The sequence below is a fragment of the Streptomyces sp. NPDC014861 genome, assembly GCF_043081625.1.
Lineage (GTDB): Bacteria > Actinomycetota > Actinomycetes > Streptomycetales > Streptomycetaceae > Streptomyces.
In genome coordinates this window covers 241,738-261,724 of the sequence record NZ_JBIBWV010000006.1, presented here as the reverse complement: position 1 = coordinate 261,724, position 19,987 = coordinate 241,738, and the positions used below count along the sequence as shown (strand labels likewise).

Here is a 19,987-nt window from a genome sequence, read left to right as displayed (position 1 = left end):
GTGTACGAAGAAAGAGAAGGGCGGGACAGCAGGGTGACGGACGGCAGAACGGCCCCCGCGGGAGCCACCACCGAAGCCGCACCCCCGGACCGCCGCCGCGGTGCCGTCGTCGCCGCCCTCATGCTCTGCATGGCGCTGGCCGCCCTCGACGGCACGATCGTCGCCACCGCCGTCCCCCAGATCGTCGGCGACCTCGGCGGACTCTCCGTCTTCTCCTGGCTCTTCTCCGGCTACCTCCTCGCCGTGACCGTCACCCTCCCCGTCTACGGCAAGCTCAGCGACACCTTCGGCCGCAAGCCCGTCCTCGTCGCCGGCACGATCCTCTTCCTCGCCGGCTCGCTGCTCTGCGCCGCCGCCTGGAACATGGCGGCCCTCATCGCCTTCCGCGTCGTCCAGGGCCTCGGCGGCGGCGCCCTCCAGGGCACCGTCCAGACGATCGCCGCCGACCTGTACCCGCTCAAGGAACGCCCCAGGATCCAGGCGCGGCTCTCCTCGGTCTGGGCCACCTCCGCCGTCGCCGGCCCGGCCGTCGGCGGCCTCCTCGCCGGATACGCGGACTGGCGCTGGATCTTCCTCATCAACCTGCCGCTCGGCGGCCTCGCCCTGTGGCTGATCCTCCGCCACCTCAGGGAACCCGCCCGGGCCCCCCGTACGACCCCGGTCCGCATCGACTGGCCGGGCGCGCTCGGCGTCTTCGCGACCGGCGCGCTGCTGCTCACCGCCCTCGTGCAGGGCGGCGTCGCCTGGCCCTGGCTGTCGGCCCCGTCGCTGGGCCTGCTGGGCGGGGCGGCGCTGCTCGGCGCGGTCACGGTGGTGGTCGAACGCCGGGCGGCGGAGCCGATGCTCCCCGGCTGGGTGTGGCGCCGGCGCACGATCGCGGCCGTGAACCTGGCCCTGGGCGCCCTCGGTCTCGTCATGGTCGCCCCGACCGTCTTCCTGCCGACGTACGCGCAGTCGGTGCTCGGCCTCGGGCCCATGGCCGCCGGCTTCGTCCTCTCGGCGTGGACGCTGAGCTGGCCGATCACGGCCGCGTTCTCGAACCGCGTCTACACCCGCATCGGCTTCCGCCTCACCGCCGTGCTCGGCATCTCCGGCGCCCTCGCCTGCCTCCTCGCCTTCCCCTTCCTCCCCTATCCGGGCGAACCCTGGCAGCCCGCCCTCCTCATGCTGCTGCTCGGCGGCTGCCTCGGCTTCTTCCAGCTCCCGCTGATGGTCGGGGTCCAGTCCACCGTCCCGTACGGGGAGCGCGGCACCACCACCGCGTCCGTCCTCTTCTGCCGCCAGGTCGGCCAGAGCATCGGCGCGGCGGCCTTCGGCGCGGTCGCCAACGGCGTCCTCGCCGCCCGCCTCGGCGGCGACACCGACCTCGACTCCCTGGCCGGTTCCCTCAGCGCCTCCGACGAGATCCGCCGCGCCGTCGACGCGGCCGTCGACTGGGTCTACCTCGGCGCGGCCGTCGCGGCGGCCCTCGCCCTCCTGGCGCTGCTCACTCTGGCCCCGCGTCGCTTCCCGGTGCTGAAGGAGGAGTGAAGGAGGAGTGCCGGACGCGAGAGGGCCGGTGCCCGGGAAGGAGAACCCGGAACCGGCCCGTCACGTCACTTCACTTCACTTCACGCCGTCAGAACGCGGTGTCGAACCGGGTCGAGCCGGTGACGTCGGTCTTCGCACCGGCCTTGAGAGGCGCCTTCCAGTTCCCCGTGCCGGCGTAGAAGGTGACTCCGGTGGTGCCGGTGGCCATCAGGTCGGCCCGCCCGTCCCCGTCGGCGTCACCGATGCCGACCAGGTCCCGGAAACCGCCCCAGCCGCCGCCGATCCTGGTGCGGGCGGCGAAGGTGCCGTCACCCTTGCCGAGGTACAGCCACAGCACACCGGAAGTGTCCCGCGCGAGGAGGTCGCCGGCGGGGCCGCCGGCGAGGTTCCCCACAGCCGACACCTCGTTGTAGACGCCCCACCCGCCGCCGACCCGCTTGCGGGCGGAGAAGGGGGCGGAGGCGTTCCCGGTGCCCGGGTACAACCACAGCACACCCGCCCTGTCGGTGGCGACGAGGTCGACCCGCCCGTCGCCGGTGACGTCGGATCCGCCGGCGAGCCGGTCGTACGCCTGCCAGCCGCCGCCGATCCGGGTCCGGCCGGAGAGCGGCTTCGCGCGGTTCCCGGTGCCCTGGTAGAGCCAGAGGACCCCGGCGCCGTCCCGGGCGAGGACGTCGGGCGCGGTCGTGCCCGCGATGTTCCCGGCGGTCTCCAGCCGGTCGTACGCCTGCCAGCCGCCGCCGACCGACACGGACTCCCCGGCGGCGACCGTGCCGCCCGCCCCGGGCCTGCTCCCGAAGAGCCGCAGGAGCCCGCCGGGCTCCCGTGCGAGGAGGTCTGCGGTGCCGTCCGCGTCGAAGTCGTGAGGTGCGGGAGGACGGTTCACGGTGAACCGGCCGGTGGCGACGAGGTCGGGGCCGATGCCCTCGTCCGGTGCGGCCGTGAGGCGCCACTCGTAGGTGCCCGCCCGCGCCGGGCCGTGTACCTCGGACCCCAGGTCGGTGCCCTCCCAGTTCCAGGCGATCCTGCGGGCGCCCGTCCCCGTCGGGTCCCAGAAGGTGGAGCCCTGCGCGCCGCTGGCGAGGTGGGTGAGGGTCAGACCGGCCCGGACGTCGCCGCGCGAGAGTTCCCACGCGAAGTCGAGGCCCTTCGCGACCTGCCCGCCCGTGAGCGCCCCCGTGGGGACGGTGGAGCCGGTGAGGGTCACGGTGGTCGGCTCGCCGGTGGAGGCGACGAGCTCGACGACCGGCCGGCCGCCGTCGGCGCGCGGCGAGATCCGGTACAGGCCCTCGCCGTGCTCGGCGGAACCGCCGCGGACGAGGAGCGAGCCGCCGGGGCCGGGGACGGCGGAGGAGAAGGCGGAGAGGGCGGTGAACTTCTGGTCGGGGTTCTCGATCGACTGGAGGGTGAGGGGCCGGACCGTCTTCCGGCCGGCCTCGGCGGTCATGCCGAGGTGGGCGTGCTGTCCGGAGGCGATCCAGCCGCCGACCAGGTGGAGCGGGTCGGTGAGGTCGGCGTCCGACGGGATCCAGATCTCGTCGTAGGGGCCGCCGCGCTTGTGGGCGACGATCCCGTCGCCGCCGGGGACCCGGCCCTCCCGCCAGGCCACGTAGCCGGCGGAGACGGAACCGTCGAAGGCCCACCGGTCCCGGCCCATCGGGTACCAGGGCTGGTGGCCGGTGGCGAGGTCGACGAAGATCTTGGCGGCGGAGGCGCCCTCGATGTCGCAGTCGTAGAGCGCGCCGCCCGCGACGGCCCAACTGCCGTCGCCGTTGTCGCAGTCGACCTGGACGCCCCCGGCGAGCCTCCGGAACACCGGAGCGCCCCCGGCGAGCACGGCGGCGTCGAGGGTGGTGGCGTACTGGACGGTGCTTCCGTCCGCGTACCGCTCGACGAGGAGGGTGTCGCCGGTCAGGCCGGAGGCGGTGTAGTCGCCGAGCGCGTCGAGGTCGAGCTCCACCGGCGCCGCCCCGGGCCGCGCCATGTCGTACACCTTGAGCACCGAGCTGACAGTGAGCATGCCCCGGTTCCCGGTGACGACGAGGTCCGTGGCGCCGCCGGCGGCGCCGGAGGCGCCCGGCAGCACGACCGGCGCCCCGCCGTCGTAGGGGGTCCACCGGAGCTCCGGCGCGTCCCCCCGGGTCCGGGTCAGGAACCCGCTCGGGCCCGCCCCGACGACCTCGGCGTCGCGCGGGAAGGGCAGGGCGCTCTGCCCCGGGTCCTCCTGCGCGGCCGCCGGCCCGGCGGCCGAGGCCGGGAGTGCGGTGAGGGTGCCGCCGGTGGCGGCGAGGGCGATGGTGACGGCGGCCGCCGCGAGACGGCGGCCGCGCGTGCGCGCATACTGCATGAACGTTCTTCCTCCCCTGGGAGAGGGGAGGCTACCGGACGGCTCGCGTCCGGTGGCGGGCAGGTCGGCGCAGGTCAGAACAAGGTGTCGGAACCGACGATCAGGTCGGTGCGCCGACCCGCCGCGAACGGCGCCTTCCAGTCGCCCGTGCCCCGGTAGTACGTCACCAGGTCGCCGTCCCCGGCCATCAGGTCGGCCCGCCCGTCCCCGTCGGCGTCACCGATGCCGACCAGGTCCCGGAAACCGCCCCAGCCGCCGCCGATCCTGGTGCGGGCGGCGAAGGTGCCGTCACCCTTGCCGAGGTACAGCCACAGCACGCCGGAAGTGTCCCGGGCGACCAGGTCCCCCGGGCTCGCGCCGCCGATGTTCCCGGGGGCGGTGACCTCGTTGTAGACGCCCCAGCCGCCGCCGACCCGCTTGCGGGCGGAGAAGGGGGCGGAGGCGTTCCCGGTGCCCGGGTACAGCCACAGCACACCCGCCCTGTCGGTGGCGACGAGGTCGGCCCGCCCGTCGCCGGTCAGGTCGGAGCCGCCGGCGAGCCGGTCGTACACGTTCCACCCGCCGCCGACGCGGACGCGCGGGCGGAGCGGCTGGGTGAGAGAGCCGGCGCCCTGGTAGAGCCAGAGCACTCCGCTCGTGTCCCGGGCGACGACATCGGCGAGCCGCGTACCGGCGACGTCGCCGACCGACTCCAGCCGGTCGAACGCCCGCCAGTCGGTGCCGAACACCGCCTCCCTCGGGCTGACCGGCTCCCCGGCGGCCCGGTCGAGGACCAGGTCCAGCGCCTTGGCCCGCCCGCCGGACTCCCGCACCAGCAGCTCGGGCGCGCCGTTGCCGTCGAAGTCGTGCAGGCCGGGGGTGCGGCGGACGGTGAAGGTGCCGGTGTCGCGGACGTCGTTGAGATGGTTGAACTGCTCCGCCTCGAACTCCCAGGTGTACGTGCCCGCCTCGGCGGGGCGGCCCGGCGTACCGAAGTCCTCGCCGTTCCAGCGGAAGCGGAGCGCGTCGCTCCCTATCGGGTCGAGGTCGCGGATCACGACCGGCTCCTCGTGGTGGGGGCCGCTCGTACGGGTGATCGTGAGGCGGGTGTACGCGGCCCGTCCGGCGAGCTTCCACACGAGGTCGGCCCCGGGCTGCCGGTCCAGGTCGATCACGGCGGGCACCTCGGCGCCGCCGTACACGAGGACCGTCGGCTCGCCGGTGGAGGCGACGAGTTCGGCGACGGGCAGCCCCTCCGCGCCGAGGGTGATCCGGTACAGCCCCTCGCCGTGCTCGACCGACCCGCCCCGGGCGAGGAGGGAGCCGTCGGGGCCGGGGACGAGCCAGCCCATCGAGTCGAGCACCCGGACGGGCTCCCCGCTCCCGTCGGCGCGCTCGGCCCTCAGCGGCCCGCCCACGCCGGACATCAGGGGCAGGGTCTGCGAGCCGTGCACGAGCCAGCCGCCGAGGAGGGCGTACGGGTGGTAGGTCGCGACCGCGGTCCGCCGGACCGTGCCCGTCCCTCCGGTGCCCCGGGCGGCGACGGTCACGTGGCTCGGGTCCGCCGGGTCGGGCCAGGCCGCGTGGGTCGCGGAGACGGAGACGGGCGGGCTGTTGTACGCGTTCTCACGGGGGAAGTCGTCGGTGACGGCTCCGGACGGGACGTCGAGGACGCTGCGCGTGTACCGGACGGCGTCCTGCGGCCCTGCCGTCACCACGAGCACGGCCGAGTCGGCCGTGGTGTGCTCGACCCGGAAGCCGCGGTGGTCGACGGGAAGCCCCGTGACCGGGCGCTGTTCCGTACCGTCCGGGCCGGCGGTCACCAGCCGTCCCTCCACGGTCCCGTCCGCCTTCTTCACGGCGACGACGAGGGTCGCGCCGACGGCCCCCCGGTAGAGGTACTGCTCGCCGTCCTCCGCGAGCGCGCCGAGGTCGACGGTGTACGGCTGCGCGCCCGAGGCCGCGTCGTGGACCTTGAGCCTGCGAGCCTGCTCCCACGTGGACGTGGCGTCCTCGGCCGTCACCAGGACGTCCGACGCGCCGACGGCGTACCGCTGCCCCGGCGCGACCGGCAGCTTCCTCGTGACGCCGGTCGCGTAGGAGGTCCAGCTCACGTCGTACTCAATCCTGGTGAAGAAGCCCGCCGTACCGCCCCCCAGCAGTTCGGCGTACCCCCTCGGGTACGGGACGGACGTCCCCTGCTCGTCCTGCGCGGCGAGCGGTGCCGCCGTCGCCGGGAGTGCGGTGAGCGCGCCGCCGGTGGCGGCGAGGACGACGGTGACGGCGGCGGCCGCGAGTGTGCGGGCGTACATGCGCTGGCGGATCACGTGACGGGTTCCCCTCCCCTTGAAGATCGGGAGAGTACCGCTGCCGGCCGCTCACTCCTGACGCGGGGGCCTCGCCGACAGGCAGAAGGGGTGGCCGGCCGGGTCCAGGAGGACGCGCCACAGGTCGGGGCGGGGCTGTCCGGCGGGGAGCGTGGCGCCGAGCGCGGTCAGTTCGGCCACCGCCTCGTCGAGGTCGTCGACGTCGAAGTCCAGGTGGAGCTGCTGCGGGACCTCGCCGTCCGGCCAGGTCGGGGGGCGGTGGCCGTCGGCCTTCTGGAAGCCGATGACCAGGCCGTGTTCCCCCACGAGACCCGCGAACCCGGCGTCGGAACGCTCGTGCAGGGGCAGGCCCGTCGCCTTCGCGTAGAACGCGGCGAGGGCGAGCGGGTCGGGGCAGTCGAGGTTCACGGCCGTCAGTCGCATCTGCATGGGCGCGACCCTAGGGCCTGTCGTCACAGTCCCGTCCGCCCCGCGACGCCATGCCCGCGCTCGGGCCGCCCTTCGGGCGACGGCGGGAGCTCGACGACAGCCCTCAGGCGCCAAGTCCCTCCCCGCGCTCGGGCTTTCCCTCGGGTCCAGGCTCTTCCCCGGACTCGGCCGCCTCGACCTTGTCAGGTTCCCCGGGCGCGGGCGCCACCGCCGGGCGGCCCGTCAGGGCGGCCAGGGAGTTGCGGATGTGCTCCATATGGGAGTGCATCTCGTCGCGCGCCTCGTCGTGCTCGCGCAGCACCCGCTCCGTCTCCCGCTCGATCCGCTCGGCCTTCACCCGGGCCTGGGCCAGAAGCTCCCCGGCCTTCGCGTCGGCGTCCTCCTGGCCGTGCCGGGCCGCCTCCTCCGTACGGGCGAGGGCGCGGCGGGCCTCCTCCAGCAGGGCCTCGGCCGCCGTGATCCGCTCGTCGTGGCGGGCGTCGAGCGCGGCGGCGGCCGTCTCGGCGGCGCGGTCCGCGTCGGCGAGGCCGGTGCGGTGCTCCTCGGCCTGGCGGGACCGGAGTTCGGCCGCGCGGTGCTCGGTCTCCTCGTACGCCTCCGTCGCCGCCGCCCTGGCCCCCTCGGCGTCGCGGCGGGCGACGGTGCCGAGCTCGCCGGCCCGCTCGCGGGCGGCCTCCAGGGTCGCGCGGGACTGCGCCTCGGCCGCGGCCCGTACCCCCTCGGCGTAGGCGCCGGCCGCCTCCCGCGCCTCCCGGCCGGCCGCGTCGGCGGCCTCCGCGAGCGCCTGGGCCTCGGCCTCCGCCGCCCGTACCAGCCGCTCGTCCTCCCGCTCCGCCAGCTTCAGGATCTGCCGGGCGTCCTCGCTCAGCGACTCGTACCGCTGCGGCTTCAGCGCGGCGACGGCCTCCCTCAGCGCGGCGAGCTCCGCCTCCTTCTCCCCGGCGAGGGCGGTGAGCCGCGCGGCCCGCTCCCACGCCTCGTCCCGCTCCCCCGACAGCACCGCGAGGTGGTGGTCGACCTGCTCCGGGCGGTACCCCCGACCCCGTCCGACGGCAAAACTCATCCCTGGCGCCCCTTCCTACGGTCCCCTCCAGGATGCGCCATAAGAACGGACAAAAGGCGCCCGGTGCGATCACACACCGAGCGCCCTTCGTCACATTCCGCCTCAGAAGGCGTCAGAAAACACCCCTGCGGGCCGGCTCAGAGCAGCCCGTCCCACATCTGCTCCAACAGCACCGACCACCAGTTCTCCGGCGCCGACAGAGCCGCCGGATCCAGCATCGCCAGCTGCGCCTGGAAGTCCACCGTCCAGCGGCCCGCCTGCTCCGGCGTCAGCCCGAACCGCAGCCGCCACATCCGGCCGAGCAGCGCCATCGACCGGGTGAACTCCGGCAGGCCCGTGTTCACGAACTGCGGCGGCACCGACGCCCCGCCCGGACCGGCCTCCACCGGCACCGCCACGATGTGCGCGGTCCCGTACTGGACGCAGACGGCCCGCCCGAAGTCCGACCCCAGCACCAGATACGAACTCGCGTCCGCGGCCGCCTGCACCTGCCGCTGCTGCGCCAGCTCCGCCAGCGTCGGCACCACCGGCATCGCCGGCTGCGCCCAGAAGAACGGCCCGAAGTCCGCCGGCAGCCCCGCCCACATGAGCGTCACCGCCACCAGCTCCGGCACCCCCTGACGGGAGACCGCCCGCTGGTCGAACCGGAGGATCCCCGGCCCGAACGCACCCGCCAGCTCCTGCGCCACACCCTCCGGCGGAACCGGCGGCGCGGGCTGCACCTGCGGCAGCGGCGCACGCACCGGCGCGGGACGCGCCGGACCGTCCGCCACCTGGTGCAACTCGCCCTGGTGCGTGAGGAGCTGACGCATCCCCTGCTGACGGGCCGCGTGGTCACCGCCGTACGGGGCGATGCTGGTGATCCGCGCCTGCGGCCACGTCTCGCGGATCATCCGCGCGCAGTAGCCACCGGGCAGCTCGCAGGAACCCAGCTCCGTGTGGAGCTCCAGCACGTGCTGCGGCGGCACACCGAGGCCGCGCAGCTCGTGCAGGATCTGCCACTCCGGATGCGGGGTGCCCGGCGCCGAACGCCGGATGATCTGCTGCTCCGAACCGTCCGGAGCCCGGTACCGCAGCACCGCCTGGTATCCCGGACCGACCGTCGGCACCCCGGCCGGCGGCTGCTGCGGGTACCCGTACGCCGGAGCCGGAGCGGGCACCGGTACCGGGGCCGAGGCGGGAGCGGGCGCGGGGCCCGGCGGAGGCGGCGGCGCGCCCGGACCCGACGGACCCGGCTGGGCCAGCATCGTCGGCGCGTGCTCGATCCCGTGCGCCGGCGTCCCCGCACCACCGGGAGCACCCGGCGGCGGCGGGGGCGGCGGCGCGGCCGGACCGCCCCCGGGACCGGCGGGACCCGGATGCGCCAGCATCGTCGCCGCGTGGTGCACCGGCTGCGGAGGCGTCACCGGACCCGGCGGCGCGGGCGGCGGAGGCGTCCCCGGCTGACCCTGCTGCGCCGGCACCGGACCCGGCGGCGCGGGCGGCGGCGTCTGCGCCACCAGCTGCGTCGGTACGTACGCGGGCGCGGGCGCCGGCCCGCCGGACGTCGCACCGGGCACACCCGGCGGAGGCGGAGGCGCCACCGGCCCGCGGGCGGCCTTCTTCGGCGGCAGCGTCGCCTTGCTCGTCGCCGCGTCCGCGATGTCCCCTGCCCCCGGCACGGTCGGCGGAGCCACCGGAGGCGGCGGCGTCTGGCCCGGGACGACCGGCGGCGGCGTCGCACCCGGGGCGGCGGGCGGCGGCGGGGACGCGGCCGGGTCCAGACGCGGCGCCACAGCCGTCTTCGGCAGCGCGCTCCCGCCGTGCATCAGCGCCGTCGGCGCGTCCGCGCCCACCACCGGCTCCGGCGTGTCCTCGTCGTCGGCCCCCGACAGCGGCGGCGCGAACACCGTCGCCGGCAGCGGCACGCCCTCCACGCCGCCGGAGCTCGCGTTCGCGTCCACCCACGGACTGCTCGCCGACGACGAGGCCGGAACACCCTCCGTCGCCGTCGGCTCGTACTCCGCGTCCGACTCCGCCGACGACACGGAGGACCCCGAAGCGGAGGAAGAGGAAGAAGAAGGGGAGGAGGGAGAGAAGGAAGAGGAGGACGACGCGGGGACGTCCGACAGCGGCGTCGCGGCCGCCGGGGTCTCCGACCCCGTGGACGACACCGCACGCCCCTCCGACGCGCCGGACTCCGCCGACGACACCGAAGCCGAGGACACCGAAGCCCCCGACCCCGCACCGACACCCGAGCCCACCGGCGAATCCCCGTCACCACCACCGGCACCACCGGCACCGGAGTCCGCCTCGTCAAGCTCCTCCTGCGAGGCGTTCGGCCGCTGCGGCAGACCGATCTTGTCCGCCGCGTCCTGCAACCACTCCGGCGGACTCAGCAGGAACGACGTCTGGTTCAGATCGATCCGCGCCGGCGGCGCGGCCGGAGCCGGCACGACCGCCTCCTCGGCGACCCCGTACTCCTCCTCGTACCGCCGGATCACCTCACCCACCGGCAGCCCCGGCCACAACGTGGCCTCGCCCGAATCCCGGGCGATCACCAGCCGCTGCCGGCCCGTGTCGGCGGTCGGACCGCCCTCGCGGTCCTCCGCCCACACCACGAAACCGAGACCGAACTCCCGCACCCGCACCTCTTGGTGCTGATACGGAGGCAGATCACCGTTGATCCACTCCTCGGCGCGCTCCTGCGCCTGCGCGAACGTCACCACAGCCGGCTCACCCTCCCACCGGGGCCACGGGCACGGCGCGCGCGAAGCCGCCGTCCACCATCAGGTTCGCGACCGTCTCCAACTCCGGCGGATTACCCGCGAGACGCAGCAGAAACGCGTCGAAATCCACACCACAGGGCAGCAGCAACCGCTCCACCCGTTCGTTCACCGACCACCCCGCGGCCTCCTCACCGGAGTCCCGCACGTCGTCGTACGCACAGAACCACACCGAGCCGACCCCGGCACCCCGCACCTTCACCGCCACCAGACCGCCCTGCACGAACGCCACCCCCAGGTAGTCCTTCGTCAGATGGTCCCGCAGACACTTGTTCACGTAGACGAGGTCATTGATCCCCGCCTCCTCGCGCACCGTGAAGAACGGCTGGTCCACCAGCAGACCCAGCTCCGCGTCGAGCGCCGCGCCCACCGGGGCGCAGCCACCCGCCGCCTTCAGGAACGAGCGGTACGCCCCCGGCAGCCGGTAGCCGAGATCCTCCTCGACCCCCTGCAACTGCTGCTCCGACACCGCCACCCGGCCCTTCGGCAGACCGAAGTGCACCGGACGCGTCTCCTGCAGCGGCCGCGTACCCCGCTTCGAGTGATCCACCGCCGCCGTCGCCACACCACCGTGGTGCCGCAGCAGCGCCTTCACCTCGACCGGCACCAGCTCCAGCCGCCGCGACCCCAGCACGTGGTGCCACGTCCACCCGTGCGGCGTCGCCACCGACGGAATCGTGTCCCACAGCTCGTGACCGGTCGCCGCCATCGCCGCGTTCGCCGACACGTAGTCCGTCAGCCGCAGCTCGTCGACGCCGAAACCCTCCGGAGGCTCCGCGATCTCCGCCGCCGCACGCGCGTACGGCGAGAAATCCGGGAACCCCCGCTCGTCCACCCGCACCCCGCGCGGATGCCGCGAAGCACGCACCGGATCCGGGAAACGCACGACCTGCCCGGCATAGGCCGCGTTCGGAGGCGCGGTGGACTGCCCGAGCCGACCTGTCGTCATGGCGGTTGCCCCCTGCATGGCGTCACTGGCTGCTACTGCTTGCTACTGCCTGGTCCTGCTGGCGGACGCCACTGCACGCAGCCACGCCCGACCGATCCCGCACAGCCTATGCGCTGCCACAAGACCCCGAACCGGCCCGCGCCCCCACCCGGCCACCCCACCCACGCACCGTCACCAACCGTCACGAACCCATGACAGGCCGACCACGGCTCCGACACACCACCACGCCGAAACCCGCACCCAGCTTCCCCATATGGCTCCCTATTTGGCAGGCTGTGCACCGCAACTCGGGGGATTGCAGGAGGGGAAGACCAGCACCATGTACGCCAGCACCACGCCCACGCAGGGTGACCCACGCCTCAACTGGAGCAGCGACACCGACAACGGTCGCGCCCCCTTACTGCTGCACCGCCGCGACGGCATCCTCCCCGCCGTCGGCGCCGCCCTCTCCGTCCGCGGCGAGACCCTCACCTGCACCGCCGGACGCGGAGACGTCCCGCCCGTCCTCCACGCCCTCGTGCAGGACTTCCTCGACACGCTCACCAGCGGCCAGCGAGAACGCTTCACCGGGCGATGCCCCGAAGCCATCCTGCTCTCCCGGCACCTCACCGCCACCGAGACCAACCGCTCCCGGCGCGCCCAGCGCAGACCCCTCACCGCCGGCGAGGCCCGCCGCAGCCTCAAGCACGCCAAGATCACCGCCCGCCGCATCCGCGAGGACGGCGACCCCCTGCACGGCAGCTACGCCGCACCCTGTCGCTCCTGCGCCGCACTCCTCGACCACTTCGGCGTCCGCACCGTCGACCCCACACCCCCCACGCCCGACCGGAACGGCTGACCCCACCCCATGTCCGACACCACCCGCTTCCCCGTCAACGTCGACGCCGCCCTCCGCGACGCCGGCTGGCAGCCCGGACGCTGGGACATCAAACTCGCCGAGGAATGGGCCGACACCCTCCGCGCCCACACCTCCCCCGCCGGCCACCGCCACAGCGTCTTCCCCGCCGTCGTCGAGGCCTGGGCCGAATTCGGCGGCCTGCACCTCACCGCCCCCGGCCACGGACGCCAGATAGCGCCCGCCACCCTCCGCTTCGACCCGCTCGCCGGACTCCACCTCGCCCGCACCCTCGCCGACCTCGGCCGCGCCCTCGGCACCGAACTCGCCCCCCTCGGCGAGGAGGGCGACCACCAGGCCGTCCTCGCCATGGACGCCGAAGGGCGCGTCTACAGCCTCGACCACGCCGGCGACTGGTACCTCGGCCGCGACATCGACGCCGCGCTCTCCACCCTCGTCACCGGCACCCAGCCCGCCCGCCTCACCACCGGCTAGGACACGCTTCCCGGCACGGGACTCCCCGGCAGGGAACGCCCGGGCTGGGAACGCTCCGCCACGGGAATCACCGCCGACACCCTGAAACCGCCCGCCTCCGTCGGCCCCGACACGAAGGCCCCGCCCAGCCGCACGACCCGCTCCCGCATCCCCACCAGGCCGTTCCCCCCGCTCGGCAGACCCGCGTCCGCCGCCCCCTCGTCCGACGGACCGTTCTCCACCTGCATCGCCACCTCGGCGCCCCGGTGCGCCACCCGCACCACCACCTCCGCACCCGGCGCGTGCTTGTGCACGTTCGTCAGCGCCTCCTGCACCACCCGGTACGCCGTCCGCTCCACCTCCGGCGGATACGCCCCCGGCTCCCCCAGCTCCACCAGCTCCACCACCGCCCCCGCCAGCCGCGACTGCTGGCACAGGTCCTCCACCGCACCGAGACCCGGCCCGTCCTCGGACCCCGCCGCCTCCGCGGCCGCCGCCGCGGCCCGCCCCACCGCCGCCAACGGCACCGCCTCGGCCCCCACCGGAACGGCCTCCTCCCGCAGCACCCCCAGCATCTCCCGCAACTCCGTCAACGCCTGCCGCCCCATGTCACCCACCAGCGCGGCGTTCCTCACCGCCTTCTGCGGATCCTTCAACGCCACCGCCTGCAACGCCGCCGCGTGCACCACCATCAACGACACCCGGTGCGCCACCACGTCGTGCATCTCGCGGGCGATCCGCCGCCGCTCCTCCTGCCGCGCCCACTGCGCCCGCTGCTCCGCCCGGTCCGCCAGCAGCGACAACTCCTGCTCCAGCGAGTCCGCCCGCTCCCGCAGACTCTCCATCAGCCGCCGCCGCGCCCCTATATAGAGCCCGAACAGCACCGGAGGCGCGTTCAGCCCCAGCGTCATCAGCAGCGCCATGAGCGGCACGTACCAGGCACTCGGATCGAAGTCGTCCGCCTGCGCCGCGATGTCCCGCCGCAGCTCCACGGCCGTCACCACGAACACGGCCACCGTCGCCATGCCCGCCAGCACCGCCGTGAACCGCCGCGGCACCTCCGAGGCGGCGAGCGTGTACAGCCCGACGACCCCCATCAGATAGCCCATCTCGGCCGGCGCCACCGCGATCGACACCAGCACCACGGCGATCGGCCACCGCCGCCGGACCAGCAGCACCGACCCCACCAGCAGGCCGAACAACGCCCCCAGCGCCTCCGGAGCCCCCGCCCTCCCCGCGAACAGCACCCCCTCGACGGCACACTCCACCGCCGACACCAGCGCCAACCCGACGTCGAGCACGGCACTCCGCCGCCGCCCCCACCACCAAACCCCCGCGCCCGGCGCGTCCCGATCTGCCCCCGTTGTGGTCATGCCCCCACCCTACGGTCGCCTCCCGGCGAATTCCGAGGAGCGTCAACGCCCCGCACGCCAGTCCCTCGAACTGTTGAATCGATGGGATTTTCGACCCGAGAGTCCGCATTCCGGACGACGCTCATCACATGACCTCGGAATTGAACCGCTACGCGGACTTCGAGAGCCTGCGCGAGCAGGCGGTGACCCTCCGCCGCGAGGGCCTCAGCCGGCGCCAGATCCGTGATCGGCTGCATGTCCACAACAACGACCTCCTCAACCGCCTGCTGGAAAGCGAACCCCCACCGGATTGGACGAAGCGGCCCCGCGCCAAGGACGACCTCCGCGAGCGCGCCCGCGAGCTCCGCCTCCAGGGCATGACCTACGACCGCATCCAGGTCGAGCTCGGCTGCTCGAAGAGCTCGATCAGCCTGTGGGTCCGGGACCTGCCGAAGCCGGAGCGACGCCCCCCTGCCGAACAGGCCCGCCTCGCCAATCGGAAGCGCTGGGAACACGAGCTCGCCGTTCGGGACGAGAGGCGTCGCGCGACCAAGGCCGATGCGGCCCGCACCGTCGGCGAGATGTCCGAGCGCGAACTACTGCTGGCCGGTGTCGCGCTCTACTGGGCAGAGGGCACCAAGGACGAGCCGTACGATCGCCGCGAAACAGTCAACTTCGTCAACAGCGACCCTGGAGTCATCCAGCTCTACCTCGCCTGGCTGCGCCTCCTGAAGGTCGAACGAGGACGGCTCTCGTATCGCGTCATGATCCATGCGACGGCGGACGTCGAAGCCGCCGAACACTACTGGGCGGATCTGGTCGGCGTGCCCGTCCCGGCGCTGCAGAAGACGACGATCAAGAAGCACAACCCCAAGACCGTCCGGAAGAACGTGGGCGAGGACTACCGGGGGTGCCTGGTCATTCGCGTCGCGCAGGGAGCCGAGCTGTACCGGCGCATCGAGGGCTGGTGGTCTGGCATGGTGGAGGCCCAACGCCTAACCGCGTAGGCTGGCCAGGCCATCCCGGGTTGCTCTGTCGGCAGGGGCAACTGGACTTTGAATCCAGGTAAGACGCAGGTTCGACTCCTGCCCCGGGAGCCCATCAGGTTCGGGTCCTGACCGCACAGGTCAGGGCCCTTCCTCATGTCCGCCCCCCGACCCCCCGGTATCCTTCGTGCGTCCACCACCTAAAGCCGAAGGGCATATCCGTGAGCGCCAACCGCCCCCAAGTTCTCGGCTCCGCTCGCACAGGGGGGACCCCCTTGGCAGCCGTCGTCGTCCTCGCAGCGGGTGAGGGCACCCGCATGAAGTCCAAGACCCCCAAGGTGCTGCACGAGATCGCCGGGCGTTCGCTCGTCGGGCACGTCGTGTCCGCCGCGCGCGAGCTGGAGCCCGAGCACCTCGTCGTGGTCGTGGGGCACGCGCGGGAGCGGGTGCGGGGGCACCTGGAGGAGGTGTACCCGGGGACCCGTACCGCCGTGCAGGAGGAGCAGAACGGGACCGGGCACGCGGTGCGGATGGCTCTGGAGGAGCTGGGCGCCGCGCCCGAGGGGACCGTGGTCGTGGTGTGCGGTGACACCCCGCTGCTGTCCGGCGCGACGCTGGCGTCGCTGGCGGAGACGCACGCCGGCGACGGGAACGCGGTGACCGTGCTGACCGCCGAGGTGCCGGACTCGACCGGGTACGGGCGGATCGTGCGGGACCTGGCGACCGGGGCCGTGACCGCGATCGTCGAGCACAAGGACGCCTCGCCGGGGCAGCTGGACATCAAGGAGATCAACTCCGGGGTGTTCGCGTTCGACGGGGCGCTGCTCGCGGAGGCGATCAAGCAGCTGCGGACGGACAACAGCCAGGGCGAGGAGTACCTCACCGACGTGCTGTCGATCCTGCGCGAGGCGGGGCACCGGGTCGGCGCGTCCATCGCGGCCGACCACCGCGAGATCCTCGGGATCAACAACCGGGTGCAGCTGGCCGAGGCCCGCACGCTGCTGAACCAGCGTCTCCTCGCGGCGGCGATGACGGCCGGCGTGACCGTGGTCGACCCGTCGTCCGTCCTGGTGGACGTGACCGTGACGTTCGAGCCGGACGCCGTGATCCACCCGGGTACGCAGCTGCTGGGCGCGACGCACGTCGGCGAGGACGCCGAGGTCGGTCCGAACACGCGGCTGACGGACACCACGGTGGGCCGGGGCGCGCGGGTGGACAACGCGGTGGCGGTGTCCGCGGTGATCGGCGACGGCGCCTCCGTGGGGCCGTTCGCGTACCTGCGTCCGGGCACGCGGCTGGGCGCGAAGGCGAAGGCCGGCACGTACGTCGAGATGAAGAACGCGACGCTGGGCGAGGGGACGAAGGTCCCCCACCTGTCCTACGTGGGTGACGCGACGATCGGCGAGTACACGAACATCGGCGCGGCGAGCGTCTTCGTGAACTACGACGGCGAGGCGAAGCACCACACCACGATCGGGTCGCACTGCCGGACCGGGTCGGACAACATGTTTGTGGCTCCCATCACCATCGGGGACGGCGTCTACACGGCCGCCGGGTCCGTGATCACGAAGGACGTGCCGGCGGGCGCGCTGGCGGTGGCGCGGGGCCAGCAGCGGAATATCGAGGGTTGGGTCGCCCGGAAGCGGCCCGGCAGCGCCGCGGCGCAGGCCGCCGAGGCGGCTTCGGAAGGGTCCGCCGGCGAAAGCTGACCGGAAACAGGTACGTCGAACGAGGCGTACCGTGATACGTGCACACAAATTCGGCTGGTTCGCACACGCGCTCGGGAGCGCGGGTCTTGCGGCCAGAGAACACGTCTGAGGAGACAGTGCTGTGACCGGGATCAAGACGACCGGCGAGAAGAAGCTGATGCTCTTCTCCGGCCGCGCCCACCCCGAGCTGGCCGAGGAGGTCGCGCACCAGCTGGGTGTCGGTCTCGTTCCGACCAAGGCGTTCGACTTCGCCAACGGTGAGATCTACGTCCGCTTCCAGGAGTCGGCGCGCGGCGCGGACTGCTTCCTGATCCAGAGCCACACGGCTCCGATCAACAAGTGGATCATGGAGCAGCTGATCATGATCGATGCTCTGAAGCGGGCCTCGGCCCGGAGCATCACCGTGATCGTGCCGTCGTACGGCTACGCCCGCCAGGACAAGAAGCACCGCGGCCGCGAGCCGATCTCGGCGCGTCTGGTGGCGGACCTGATGAAGACGGCCGGCGCGGACCGGATCCTGACCGTGGACCTGCACACGGACCAGATCCAGGGCTTCTTCGACGGCCCGGTGGACCACCTGTCGGCGCTGCCGGTGCTGGCGGACTACGTGGGCGGCAAGGTCGACCGTTCGAAGCTGACGATCGTCTCCCCGGACGCGGGCCGCGTGCGGGTCGCCGACCGCTGGTGCGACCGTCTGGACGCGCCGCTGGCCATCGTGCACAAGCGCCGTGACAAGGACGTCGCCAACCAGGTGACCGTCCACGAGGTCGTCGGTGACGTGAAGGGCCGCGTCTGTGTCCTGGTGGACGACATGGTCGACACCGGCGGCACGATCTGCGCGGCGGCCGAGGCGCTCTTCGCGCACGGCGCCGAGGACGTCATCGTGACGGCGACGCACGGCATCCTTTCGGGTCCCGCGGCCGACCGCCTGAAGAACTCCAAGGTGAGCGAGTTCGTGTTCACGGACACGCTGCCGGTGCCGGGTTCGCTGGAGCTGGACAAGATCACGGTGCTGTCGATCGCGCCGACGATCGCGCGCGCGGTGCGCGAGGTGTTCGAGGACGGTTCGGTGACGAGCCTCTTCGAGGAGCACTGAGCCGTACCGGTCTCCGTACCGAGGGCCGTCTCCCCGTTCGGGGGAGGCGGCCCTCGGGCGTTGCCGCCCCGGACCCCCCGGGGTGATCCATTTGGGGGGCCGGGGGCTGCCGGGTAGACTGCTCAGGTTGCTCGGCGAGGGAGGCTGTGCCCGTTCAGGGTCGGCGCTCCGTTATCGACGCGCTCTTCGTAGCAGGCCATCGCCAGTCGGCGGCCGGGTGACAGTCACAACCGTCACCACCACTACGAGGAGTGCACATGTCCGAGGTGAAGCTCGCCGCCGCCGTCCGCACCGAGTTCGGCAAGGGCGCCGCCCGCAAGATCCGCCGCGCCGCCGCCGTTCCGGCCGTTCTCTACGGTCACGGCACGGACCCGGTCCACCTGACGCTGCCGGCCCACGAGACCACGCTGGCGCTGCGCACCCCGAACGTCCTGCTGGCCCTGGACATCGAGGGCAAGGGCTCCGAGCTGGCCATCCCGAAGGCCGCCCAGCGCGACCCGCTGAAGGGCAGCCTGGAGCACGTCGACCTCCTCCTCGTGAAGCGCGGCGAGAAGGTCACCGTCGAGATCGTCGTCGAGACCGAGGGCGACCTGGCCCCGGGCGCCTTCCTGGTCGAGAACGTGCTGAACACGCTCTCCGTCGAGGCCGAGGCCACCCACATCCCGGAGTCCGTCACGGTCTCCATCGAGGGCCTGTCCGCCGGTGACTCGATCCAGGCCAAGGACATCGCGCTGCCGAAGGGCACCTCCCTGGTGACGGACCCCGAGGCCGTCGTCATCCAGATCCTGGCCGCCCAGGCCGAGGAGCCGGCCGCGGAGTCCGCCGAGGGCGACGAGGCTGCCGCCGAGGCCTGAGCCGTAGGCTCTTGTCCGACGTGACGGGGTGACGGGCCGTACGGCCCGTCACCCCGTTTCTCTTTTCCTGTGATCAAGGAGTTGGCGATGACCGACGACGCGAACGCGCCCTGGCTGATCGTCGGCCTGGGCAATCCGGGGCCGGAGTACGCGGGCAACCGCCACAACATCGGCTTCATGGTGGTGGATCTGCTGGCGGAGCGGATCGGCGGGAAGTTCAAGCGGGCGCAGAAGGCGCAGGCGCAGGTCGTCGAGGGCCGGCTGGGGCCGGTGGGTCCGGCGAACCGGCGGGTGGTGCTGGCGAAGCCGATGTCGTACATGAACCTGTCCGGCGGTCCGGTGACGGCGCTGCGCGACTTCTACAAGGTGCCGACGGCGCACGTGCTGGCGGTCCACGACGAGCTGGACATCGACTACGCGACGCTGCGGCTGAAGCTGGGCGGCGGGGACAACGGGCACAACGGCCTGAAGTCGATGACGAAGTCGATGGGTCCCGACTATCACCGGGTGCGGTGCGGGATCGGGCGTCCGCCGGGCCGGATGCAGGTGGCGGACTTCGTGCTGAAGGACTTCTCCTCTACGGAGCGCAAGGAGCTCGACTGGTTCGTGGACCGGTCGGCGGACGCGGTGGAGTGCCTGGTGACCGAGGGCCTGGAGCGGGCGCAGTCGGCGTACAACTCCTGAGGTCGCTCCCGGCGGCTCCTGGGCGTCGCCCTCCGGCCGTACGACTGTACGATCGCGGGTCATGACGCACGTCCGCAACGCCGCCATGGTCCTCGTCGCCGTCCTGCTCGTCGTCGCGGGGGTGTGGGCGTCGTGGGGTTCGGCGCAGCACGTCCTGCTGGCGAAGGGGCGTGAGCACGGGACGCTGACGGTGGCGGGCTGCACGGACGAGATGTGCAGCGGCGCGTACGCGCCGGACGACGCCGGAGCCCCCCGTCGGACGCTGACGATCGAGCGGTCGGTGGCGGCGGGGCCGGGGGCGGTGATCCCGGTGGTGGTGAAGCCGGGGACGGACGAGGGGGTGCGGACCGGCTGGGGCGGCGGGCTGCACGCGTGGCTGCCGCTGGGCGGCGCGCTGGTGCTGGCGGCGCCGCTGCTGGCGGGGGGTCTGCGGCTGCGGCGGACGGCCTGGTCGCTGGCGGGTGCGGGGGCGGCGCTGTGGGTGGCGGCGTTCCTGACGCTGTGAGGCGGCCCGGGACTGGCCGGATTCCACCAGTTCCTGGCGGGATTGTTATGAAGCTCTGGGTTAAGCGTGGCTTAAAGCGACGGATAGGCTGCGTCCGCTGCCA

General features: G+C 73.4%; 16 protein-coding genes and 1 tRNA gene. 10 read left to right on the top strand and 7 right to left on the bottom strand.

From position 1 onward, the window contains the following. Window positions 1–33: 33 nt before the first annotated feature. Window positions 34–1,530: an MFS transporter gene (locus tag ACF1BN_RS15565; RefSeq protein ID WP_392332142.1), complete on the top strand. Its 1,497-nt coding sequence runs from the start codon at window positions 34–36 to the stop codon at window positions 1,528–1,530. A gap of 88 nt (window positions 1,531–1,618) precedes the next feature. On the opposite strand, the gene ACF1BN_RS15560 is transcribed toward ACF1BN_RS15565, so the two are convergent. The 6 genes from ACF1BN_RS15560 to ACF1BN_RS15535 all read right to left on the bottom strand — a co-directional run bounded on the left by ACF1BN_RS15560 (window position 1,619) and on the right by ACF1BN_RS15535 (window position 11,389). Then, entirely contained in the window at window positions 1,619–3,877 is a 2,259-nt protein-coding gene (locus ACF1BN_RS15560) for an FG-GAP repeat domain-containing protein (protein ID WP_392332141.1), read from the bottom strand. A gap of 74 nt (window positions 3,878–3,951) precedes the next feature. Further along, window positions 3,952–6,183: an FG-GAP repeat domain-containing protein gene (locus ACF1BN_RS15555; protein ID WP_392332140.1), complete on the bottom strand. Its 2,232-nt coding sequence runs from the start codon at window positions 6,181–6,183 to the stop codon at window positions 3,952–3,954. Window positions 6,184–6,234: 51 nt separating this feature from the next. Continuing rightward, a complete protein-coding gene (locus ACF1BN_RS15550; RefSeq protein ID WP_392332139.1) occupies window positions 6,235–6,612 on the bottom strand; it encodes a VOC family protein in 378 nt (125 codons plus the stop codon). Window positions 6,613–6,715: 103 nt separating this feature from the next. After that, the gene (locus ACF1BN_RS15545) at window positions 6,716–7,675 is read right to left on the bottom strand and encodes a cellulose-binding protein (protein WP_392332138.1); all 960 of its coding nucleotides are present in this window, start codon (window positions 7,673–7,675) and stop codon (window positions 6,716–6,718) included. A 137-nt stretch (window positions 7,676–7,812) separates the two neighbouring features. Continuing rightward, complete coding sequence (locus ACF1BN_RS15540; protein WP_392332137.1) at window positions 7,813–10,383, bottom strand: SUKH-4 family immunity protein; 2,571 nt, start codon at window positions 10,381–10,383, stop codon at window positions 7,813–7,815. Between the two features lie 7 nt (window positions 10,384–10,390). Beyond that, a complete protein-coding gene (locus tag ACF1BN_RS15535) occupies window positions 10,391–11,389 on the bottom strand; it encodes an SMI1/KNR4 family protein (protein WP_392332136.1) in 999 nt (332 codons plus the stop codon). 319 nt (window positions 11,390–11,708) lie between these two features. Here ACF1BN_RS15535 and ACF1BN_RS15530 point away from each other — a divergent pair, with 319 nt between their 5' ends. Both ACF1BN_RS15530 and ACF1BN_RS15525 read left to right on the top strand, forming a co-directional pair. Continuing rightward, on the top strand, window positions 11,709–12,227 hold the full coding sequence (locus tag ACF1BN_RS15530; protein WP_392332135.1) for a YwqJ-related putative deaminase: 519 nt from the start codon (window positions 11,709–11,711) through the stop codon (window positions 12,225–12,227). Between the two features lie 9 nt (window positions 12,228–12,236). After that, window positions 12,237–12,719 carry an SUKH-3 domain-containing protein gene (locus ACF1BN_RS15525; RefSeq protein WP_392332134.1) on the top strand — a complete coding sequence of 161 codons (483 nt, stop codon included), beginning with the start codon at window positions 12,237–12,239 and terminating at the stop codon, window positions 12,717–12,719. Here the strand turns inward: ACF1BN_RS15525 and ACF1BN_RS15520 are convergent. Further along, window positions 12,716–14,071 (bottom strand): sensor histidine kinase, encoded by a 1,356-nt coding sequence (locus ACF1BN_RS15520; RefSeq protein WP_392332133.1) that lies wholly within the window; start codon window positions 14,069–14,071, stop codon window positions 12,716–12,718. The two genes, ACF1BN_RS15525 and ACF1BN_RS15520, sit on opposite strands and share 4 nt — an antisense overlap. Window positions 14,072–14,199: 128 nt before the next feature. Here ACF1BN_RS15520 and ACF1BN_RS15515 point away from each other — a divergent pair, with 128 nt between their 5' ends. The 7 genes from ACF1BN_RS15515 (at window position 14,200) to ACF1BN_RS15485 (ending at window position 19,884) form a co-directional block, all read left to right on the top strand. Beyond that, window positions 14,200–15,057, top strand: coding sequence for a hypothetical protein (locus ACF1BN_RS15515; protein WP_392332132.1), 858 nt, complete (start codon window positions 14,200–14,202; stop codon window positions 15,055–15,057). A gap of 13 nt (window positions 15,058–15,070) precedes the next feature. Beyond that, a tRNA-Gln gene (locus ACF1BN_RS15510) sits at window positions 15,071–15,147 on the top strand. 110 nt (window positions 15,148–15,257) lie between these two features. Then, window positions 15,258–16,745 (top strand): bifunctional UDP-N-acetylglucosamine diphosphorylase/glucosamine-1-phosphate N-acetyltransferase GlmU, encoded by a 1,488-nt coding sequence (glmU, locus tag ACF1BN_RS15505; RefSeq protein WP_392332131.1) that lies wholly within the window; start codon window positions 15,258–15,260, stop codon window positions 16,743–16,745. A 121-nt stretch (window positions 16,746–16,866) separates the two neighbouring features. After that, on the top strand, window positions 16,867–17,841 hold the full coding sequence (locus tag ACF1BN_RS15500; protein ID WP_030494695.1) for a ribose-phosphate diphosphokinase: 975 nt from the start codon (window positions 16,867–16,869) through the stop codon (window positions 17,839–17,841). 257 nt (window positions 17,842–18,098) lie between these two features. After that, entirely contained in the window at window positions 18,099–18,695 is a 597-nt protein-coding gene (locus ACF1BN_RS15495; protein WP_392332130.1) for a 50S ribosomal protein L25/general stress protein Ctc, read from the top strand. 87 nt (window positions 18,696–18,782) lie between these two features. Next, complete coding sequence (gene pth, locus ACF1BN_RS15490; RefSeq protein ID WP_392332129.1) at window positions 18,783–19,379, top strand: aminoacyl-tRNA hydrolase; 597 nt, start codon at window positions 18,783–18,785, stop codon at window positions 19,377–19,379. Window positions 19,380–19,440: 61 nt separating this feature from the next. Beyond that, entirely contained in the window at window positions 19,441–19,884 is a 444-nt protein-coding gene (locus ACF1BN_RS15485; protein WP_392332128.1) for a hypothetical protein, read from the top strand. Window positions 19,885–19,987: the final 103 nt, after the last annotated feature.

Excerpts from the sequence above, each read along its gene's own strand:
- ACF1BN_RS15560 (WP_392332141.1), bottom strand. The coding sequence starts at position 3,877 with ATGCAGTATGCGCGCACGCGCGGCCGCCGTCTCGCGGCGGCCGCCGTC.
- ACF1BN_RS15550 (WP_392332139.1), bottom strand. The coding sequence starts at position 6,612 with ATGCAGATGCGACTGACGGCCGTGAACCTCGACTGCCCCGACCCGCTC.
- ACF1BN_RS15545 (WP_392332138.1), bottom strand. The coding sequence starts at position 7,675 with ATGAGTTTTGCCGTCGGACGGGGTCGGGGGTACCGCCCGGAGCAGGTC.
- ACF1BN_RS15535 (WP_392332136.1), bottom strand. The coding sequence starts at position 11,389 with ATGACGACAGGTCGGCTCGGGCAGTCCACCGCGCCTCCGAACGCGGCC.
- ACF1BN_RS15530 (WP_392332135.1), top strand. The coding sequence starts at position 11,709 with ATGTACGCCAGCACCACGCCCACGCAGGGTGACCCACGCCTCAACTGG.
- ACF1BN_RS15525 (WP_392332134.1), top strand. The coding sequence starts at position 12,237 with ATGTCCGACACCACCCGCTTCCCCGTCAACGTCGACGCCGCCCTCCGC.
- ACF1BN_RS15520 (WP_392332133.1), bottom strand. The coding sequence starts at position 14,071 with ATGACCACAACGGGGGCAGATCGGGACGCGCCGGGCGCGGGGGTTTGG.
- ACF1BN_RS15515 (WP_392332132.1), top strand. The coding sequence starts at position 14,200 with ATGACCTCGGAATTGAACCGCTACGCGGACTTCGAGAGCCTGCGCGAG.
- ACF1BN_RS15495 (WP_392332130.1), top strand. The coding sequence starts at position 18,099 with ATGTCCGAGGTGAAGCTCGCCGCCGCCGTCCGCACCGAGTTCGGCAAG.
- pth (WP_392332129.1), top strand. The coding sequence starts at position 18,783 with ATGACCGACGACGCGAACGCGCCCTGGCTGATCGTCGGCCTGGGCAAT.
- ACF1BN_RS15485 (WP_392332128.1), top strand. The coding sequence starts at position 19,441 with ATGACGCACGTCCGCAACGCCGCCATGGTCCTCGTCGCCGTCCTGCTC.